General features: G+C 59.9%; 4 protein-coding genes. 2 read left to right on the forward strand and 2 right to left on the reverse strand.

Translation table 11 applies throughout. The features are described from left to right. The first annotated feature begins 4 nt into the window (after nucleotides 1-4). Nucleotides 5-253: a hypothetical protein gene (locus E3T33_RS10075; RefSeq protein ID WP_092325293.1), complete on the forward strand. Its 249-nt coding sequence runs from the start codon at nucleotides 5-7 to the stop codon at nucleotides 251-253. A 248-nt stretch (nucleotides 254-501) separates the two neighbouring features. On the opposite strand, the gene E3T33_RS10080 is transcribed toward E3T33_RS10075, so the two are convergent. Further along, nucleotides 502-2,349, reverse strand: coding sequence for a DUF262 domain-containing protein (locus tag E3T33_RS10080; protein WP_134575241.1), 1,848 nt, complete (start codon nucleotides 2,347-2,349; stop codon nucleotides 502-504). A gap of 201 nt (nucleotides 2,350-2,550) precedes the next feature. Continuing rightward, on the reverse strand, nucleotides 2,551-4,899 hold the full coding sequence (locus tag E3T33_RS10085) for a DUF3320 domain-containing protein (RefSeq protein WP_166784461.1): 2,349 nt from the start codon (nucleotides 4,897-4,899) through the stop codon (nucleotides 2,551-2,553). 306 nt (nucleotides 4,900-5,205) lie between these two features. Here E3T33_RS10085 and E3T33_RS10090 point away from each other — a divergent pair, with 306 nt between their 5' ends. Next, entirely contained in the window at nucleotides 5,206-6,108 is a 903-nt protein-coding gene (locus E3T33_RS10090; protein ID WP_134575242.1) for an IS982 family transposase, read from the forward strand. Nucleotides 6,109-6,204: the final 96 nt, after the last annotated feature.

Here is a 6,204-nt window from a genome sequence, read left to right on the forward strand (position 1 = left end):
AACGATGAATCAGACACCATCCGCATCGCCGCGACGGGGCCCGGGCCTCGGCTGGATCTGGGGAGCGCTGGGCGGGGGCGCGCTCGGCTTCGGCGTGGGATACACCTTCTACGTGCTGATCACGCCGGTGCTGGAAGCGAGTACCGGCCTCGGCAGGGAACTGCAGGGGCTCTCGTGGAACCTCGTGCCCTTGCTCACGCTGGCCGGAGCGGTCCTCGGCGGGTTGCTGGTGAGCCGTCGCCGGCGGCGGTGAGCGCGAGTGAGGTGAGCGCGAAAAAATAGGGCCACCCCATCGGGCGGCCCTATTTGCTTCTCAACACTGTGCTTCTCAACACTGTGCTTCTCAACACTGTGCCTATCAACTGCGTGTGACAGCCCACCGATGGTGGAGGTTAGTGTCACATCTGCTTGTCTCCCGGTGGGATGTGTATCACTCTCAGGCGGAAATCAGGCGGGCACGTGCCGTGATTCTCGATAGGAGCGTATCCCGCCCGACTGGCCTTACGCCTGCAGACCCGCGGCTATCGCTGGAAGGTCATCGGGGTTCCAGACTTGCTGAGCGATCGCCTGATACAGCTGGCCGCGTTCAAGGACGGAACTAGCCTTGAACTCGTCATACGGGTGAACGTCCAAGCCATTCTCGTGGACGAACCGAACGAACCCAGGGTTCCGCTCGTAGCACTGAGGGTGGAGGGAGCGAGCGAGTAAATTCTGTGAGAGGTAGTGCGGCAACTTCTTCTCGTAGGGCAGGTCGCCAAAGCTTGCGTTGAAACTCTTCGGCAAGAGGAGTAGGTCTCCGATGAGATTGCGGTGCTCGGCAAAGTCGTATGCGTGCTCGAATTCGCCAAGATGCCTCTCTGGATGATCTGCCCAAATGTGCTCGACTTCGTAGCGCGTAGTCATCTGGTTTGTCATCTCTAAGTAGCGCGATGGCTCTCCAGATTGCACGCCCACGTAGTCAGTTATCCGAGCCAGAATCCGATGCAGCTGAAGGCGATTCTGCTGGTGAAGCTTGAGTCGATCGAGACTCGCAAAGGTTTCTGATTCCTTCGACAGAGCGCCGTGCAAGTGCGCAGCCAGCTCGTCGACGCCCATGCCTCGGATATCGCGCATGACCAGGAACATCGCGTACTGCATCGTGGAATAAGCGATACTGCGGTTGTTCCACAGCCGCCAGGCAAGGAGGATGTCCACGTATCGTGACACGAGCATCAGCTTGGTGGAGATTGCCGTCGGGGTGTCTTGTGGCCGGAGCGGGGCCATCAAGAGCTGGAACTGGAGGGTGAATCCGTTGTCGCTGTTGAAGCCGATGTACGGAAGGTCTGGCTTAGGGTCACGAGATGTGGATGCGATTGAGATCCGGATGAACTGCTTCGAATAGAAATCGAAGTCTCGCTGCACAAAGGTCCCGAACTCGGCACGACTGGTGAGCCCGACGAGCTCAGCGTCCCGGCGCAACCAGCGGTGAAACTCCGTCCCGATCTTGTCGTAATCCTCCGGGATCGCATCCCGCTTGCGCTCTCGAATCTTCTTCGCGTATTGACTCCGGAACCACGTCTTGAAGAAGTCCGCGTCTGCTTCTTTGCCGAGATCCGCCAGCCCGGCCAGGCGCGACTTCCACAAATCGCCTGCAGCGATTCGAGCGGGCCCTTCACCGATGTTCGCTAGTAGGTAGCCTTTCAGCATGTCGGACGGCGTGAGATTCAGGCCCCGATCATTCATTGTCTCGAAGATTGAGTAGGCGTCGTCGTCGTCGTAGGCCGTGATTTGAACGATTTGGACGCAGTGCTGCAGCCAGTCAATGAATAACGGGAGCGCGTCTCCGCGGAGTTCGTTGGGGAACAGCTCTTCGATGTCCGCGAATCGATTCCAGATCGCCTCGACTGACTCGCTCGCTCCTTCCGGGTCGAAGGACGCATCTTCATACAGTGAGCGCATGCAGGGTTCGCGTTCGGCCACGTCCAAGTTGAATGACTCTATCCCCCACGCTTCGGAGTAGATGAGCTCGTCGATATTGACTCTGGCCGGCATTCCAGCTTGCAGTCGACGCAAATACATCAGAAGCAGAGTCAGGCTCGTGAGACGCTGCTGCCCATCCACGATGAACCGCGTGCCTTCTTTGTCACTAACGACGATGGAACCCAGAAAATAGTGGGGATACGCCAACACCGATTCTCGGGTGTGCGTGACGTCATAAGCCTGGGAAAATCGTGCGGTGAGATCGGCTATCAGCTCCGCAATCTGCTTGGTCTTCCATTTGTACTCGCGCTGGTAGTAGTCGATGGAGTACTTATTGCCCTTGAGCACCGCTCGTATGCTGTAGGCGAAGGCATCTATCTTCTTCTTCATTCCTTGTTCTTCATTCGATATTCCTCAGGAGCTTGCGAGCCATTGTCGGACTGGACGCCCGCAATTCCACAGTAGTTGGGTGCTCTAGCTGGTGTTTCCACGGCTCGCTGGCGCTGCGATCTCCGCGGAGCGCACGTTTTAGACTCTGAAAGCGTTCATTCGCTGCGGCCACCGCAAGCCGCTCCAGTCGGCGTCAGTTGATCACTGCGACATGCGCAGGCCCGCGGCCGTCTCTTCGAGTTCGTTTGAAGCGATGAGGTGGTCCACGAGACCACCAAGCCTCATCGTGATTCCAGACGTCTGGCGTTGCCAGCCGAAAAGTCGGCTGACTCTTGCGAGGGTCTCGGGCCGTGGAGCGCCACCGGCGTCCTGAACGACGCCGCGGATTGCTTCCATCAGCTCCGATTGGGCAATGTGTTCGATGGCGCGCGTCGCGCCATCCGATGGCATGCGAACACGAACGTCCGACACGCTGCCCACTGTGAGGAAGTCCCCGTCGAAATCGATTTTCGAGAAGTGGATTGCCCGCACCAGCGTGTTTCGTATCCGGCTGCCAACACGACCGACCCCGGCGGCATCTCTCAATCGCGCCGACAGAGTCTCGAAGTGAATGGGAGACTCGGCGTTTGCAACTTCCCGGACAAAGGCAACGAGCTGCAGCGCGTAGCGCGCGTCAGAGAGGTCCATCCACTGGGGAATTCGATCGGGCGTCGCCTTGGCATACGGGATGGCCCAGGTCGGGGCCTCGTCGAAGACGGTGTCCACGAACTGCACCTCGATCGGGGTTGAGCGCTTCTTGCTTTCGGCGGGACCCGTGCGGCCCGACATGGGTTGGAGGGCGAGTTCACTGAGCAGTGCTCGTAGTGTTGCCTGCTCCCTTTCGCGATTCCTGTACCAGCCCGTGCCCCAGATGTGGTGGATTCTCCAACCCAGGCCCTCGAGAACCTCATGGCGAAGCCGGTCACGATCGCGCGCCGATCGCGACGAGTGATACATGGCTCCATCGCATTCGACGCCGAGCATGAAGGCGCCGGGGTAGTTCGGGTGCTTGACCCCGATGTCGATTCGATAACCGGAAACGCCTACCTGTGGCTGGACCTCATAGCCCCAGCTCCTGATTGCGTCGATCACAGAGTCTTCGAAGGGCGAGTCAGTGCCCCGACCCTCGTCGCCGAGTTCAAGGCTTAGGGCCGATGGTCCTCGTTCTGCAAAGTCAAGATATCGGCGCAGGTGACGGGCGCCTTCGCTGCCGACCTCTCCCATCTGCGCTGCCGACATTGACGTGACAACTTCGACCAGCTGTCGTGCACGCGTGATAGCCACGTTGAGTCGGCGTTCGCCGCCTTGACGATTGAGCGCGCCGAAATTCTTGTAGATCTTCCCGGCTTCGTCTGGGCCGTATCCGATGGAGAAGATGATGACGTCGCGCTCGTCACCCTGAACAAATTCCAGGCTCTTGATGAAGAAGCCGTCCTGTCGGTCTTCTTCGAAGAAGCGATCAAGTTCCGGCCGGTCGACACGCGCAATCTCGAGCGCGTTCTCGAGCGTGTCCCGTTGCGCCGCGGAAAACGCGACGACGCCCAGACTTAGGTTTGGTCTGGTTTCGAAGTGATGCAGGATTCTCTTGGCGACCTCTTGCGCCTCAATAGGGTTGTCCTGACCGGCCGAACGCCGGTATACGCCGTCGACGTGCACGTATTTGACACCCATGTCGGCGGACGTAGCGATCGCGCCGGGGAACGTAACGAGTTTGCCGTCGTAGAAGGAGGCATTGCTGTATGCGATGAGGTGCTCGTGACGGCTGCGGTAGTGCCAGCGGAGCGTCAAGGCGTTGAAGTGTCCGGCCGATTTCATGAGGTCCAGGATGGACTCGTAATCCGTGGCGAGGTTCTCCTCGTCGCTGTCGGCATCATCGACAGCCGAAACAGCGAAGAACGACATCGGTGGCAGCTGACGCTGGTCGCCGGCTGCGATGAGGGCATTGCCACGATAAATGCAGTTGATCGCGTCGCCTGGCGTGACCTGGCTCGCTTCGTCAAAGATGACGACGTCGAAGTGGAGGTCCGCGGGCAGATACTGGGAGACTGCGAGCGGACTCATCATGAAGCATGGGTGGATAGCTTGGATCACGTCCCGCGCACGATCGACGAGCTGGCGCACGGGGATGTGCCGCTTCTTCTTCTCTGCCTCTCGGCGGATGATGCTGGCCTGACCGTAGTTGGCTCGTGGACGGCGCGCGACAGCGGATGTGATGATGGTGCTCACCGCGCCATCGATCAGACCGCGGTCCAGCCGTCGATAGTTCTCGACGACTTCCGAGCGGTCCATCCCATGGAAACGGTGCAGACGTGTGTCCTCACCGAGATAGTGATCGGCCCAGTGCTCGTATGCGGACTTGGAAAGGAATGAAACCAGGCTTTCGGAGGGAAGCTGATGCGAGAGCGCGTAGGTCACACCGGCACCAAAGCCGAGGGTCACCAGAGCTGATTGCGCGGCGGCGGCATCAAACCAACTGGTTGGGCCGTCAACGTCCGAGGCCAAGTCGTTCAAGAGCATCCTGGCGGACTCGAAATCGGCGAGTTCCTCTCCGAGTTGGTCCTGGCGGTCAGAAGCGAATGCACTTGTGATCGCGGTTCGGGCCCGATTCCAGTCGTCTCCAAACTTTCGAAGAGCGGAAGGCCCGTAGGAGGTCGAGAGTCCCTGGAACTGCTTTTCGGTCAGAGGAGGAGCCCCATCCCTACCCCCTTGGCAAGGCCGATGGCGCAGACCCGTCGAACCGCTAGATGATTGAGTCCTATTAGGCGGTTGGCCGCGTGGACGCTGTTAATCGAGGGCGGAGGGTGTTAAACCCTGTTTGTGAAGACAGATCTAAACACCCTCCTGACCACACTTTACGTCCATCTAGACGATCGGATCATCCCCGCGCTGGGGTTTTCGAGACGGGGCCGGCCCGGGCGCCCGCCGGCCCTGACCGACATTGAGCTGCTCTGCCTCGTCGTCGCCCAACACTTGCTCGGCATCGCCTCGGACCGAAAATGGATCCGCTACGCGAACACGCACCTGAAGAGCATGTTCCCGAATCTGCCCCAACAATCCGGGTGGGGCAAACGAGTCCGCCAAGCCACCGGGCTGCTCTCCGCGGTGATCACAGAACTCGCCCGGGATACCCCGTCCTGGGGCGAGATCACGCGGCTGATCGACTCCACCCCGGTGCCCTGCGGAAAATCACGGGAGACGGTGAAACGATCCGATCTGGCCGGGCACGCCGGCTACGGATACTGCGCCTCACACTCCCGCTACTTCTGGGGATTCCGCCTCTATCTGATCTGCACCCCGGACGGAATGCCCGTGATCTGGGGCCTCGCGAACCCGAAAATCGGTGAACGCGAAGCCGCCGAAGCGATGCTCCGACACGACCGCCATCTCCTGCACCCCGGCCAGGTCATCATCGGTGACAAAGGCTTCGCCGGGCGCAAGTTTGAAGGGTTCATTACTGAAGAACTCGGCGCACATCTGATCCGCCCCGACCGCAAAGACGAGAAGAAACGCTTCGGCAAACTCGGCGGCATCCGCCAATGGGTCGAGTCCGTCTTCGACACACTCAAAGGCCAACTCACCCTCGAAGACCACGGCGGACGCACCATCCCGGGCCTTTACTCCCGCGTCGCCGGCCGACTACTCGCCCTCGCCGCCGGAATCTGGCACAACTGGCTCCTGGGAACCCCCCACAAACGATCCCTGATCGCCTACGACCATTAGGCCGTGTTGAATAAGTCGGTGTTGATCCAGATCAACGTGGCGGCAAGGGTGATACCGGCTTGGTAGTTGCGGGCCGTCTTGTCGGAGCGCATGGCG

The organism is Cryobacterium sp. TMT1-2-1 (assembly GCF_004403955.1).
Classification (GTDB): Bacteria; Actinomycetota; Actinomycetes; order Actinomycetales; family Microbacteriaceae; genus Cryobacterium; species Cryobacterium psychrotolerans.

What these genes read in the sequence shown, in the direction of transcription:
- E3T33_RS10075 (WP_092325293.1), top strand. Translation starts at nt 5, where the DNA reads ATGAATCAGACACCATCCGCATCGCCGCGACGGGGCCCGGGCCTCGGC.
- E3T33_RS10080 (WP_134575241.1), bottom strand. Translation starts at nt 2,349, where the DNA reads ATGAAGAAGAAGATAGATGCCTTCGCCTACAGCATACGAGCGGTGCTC.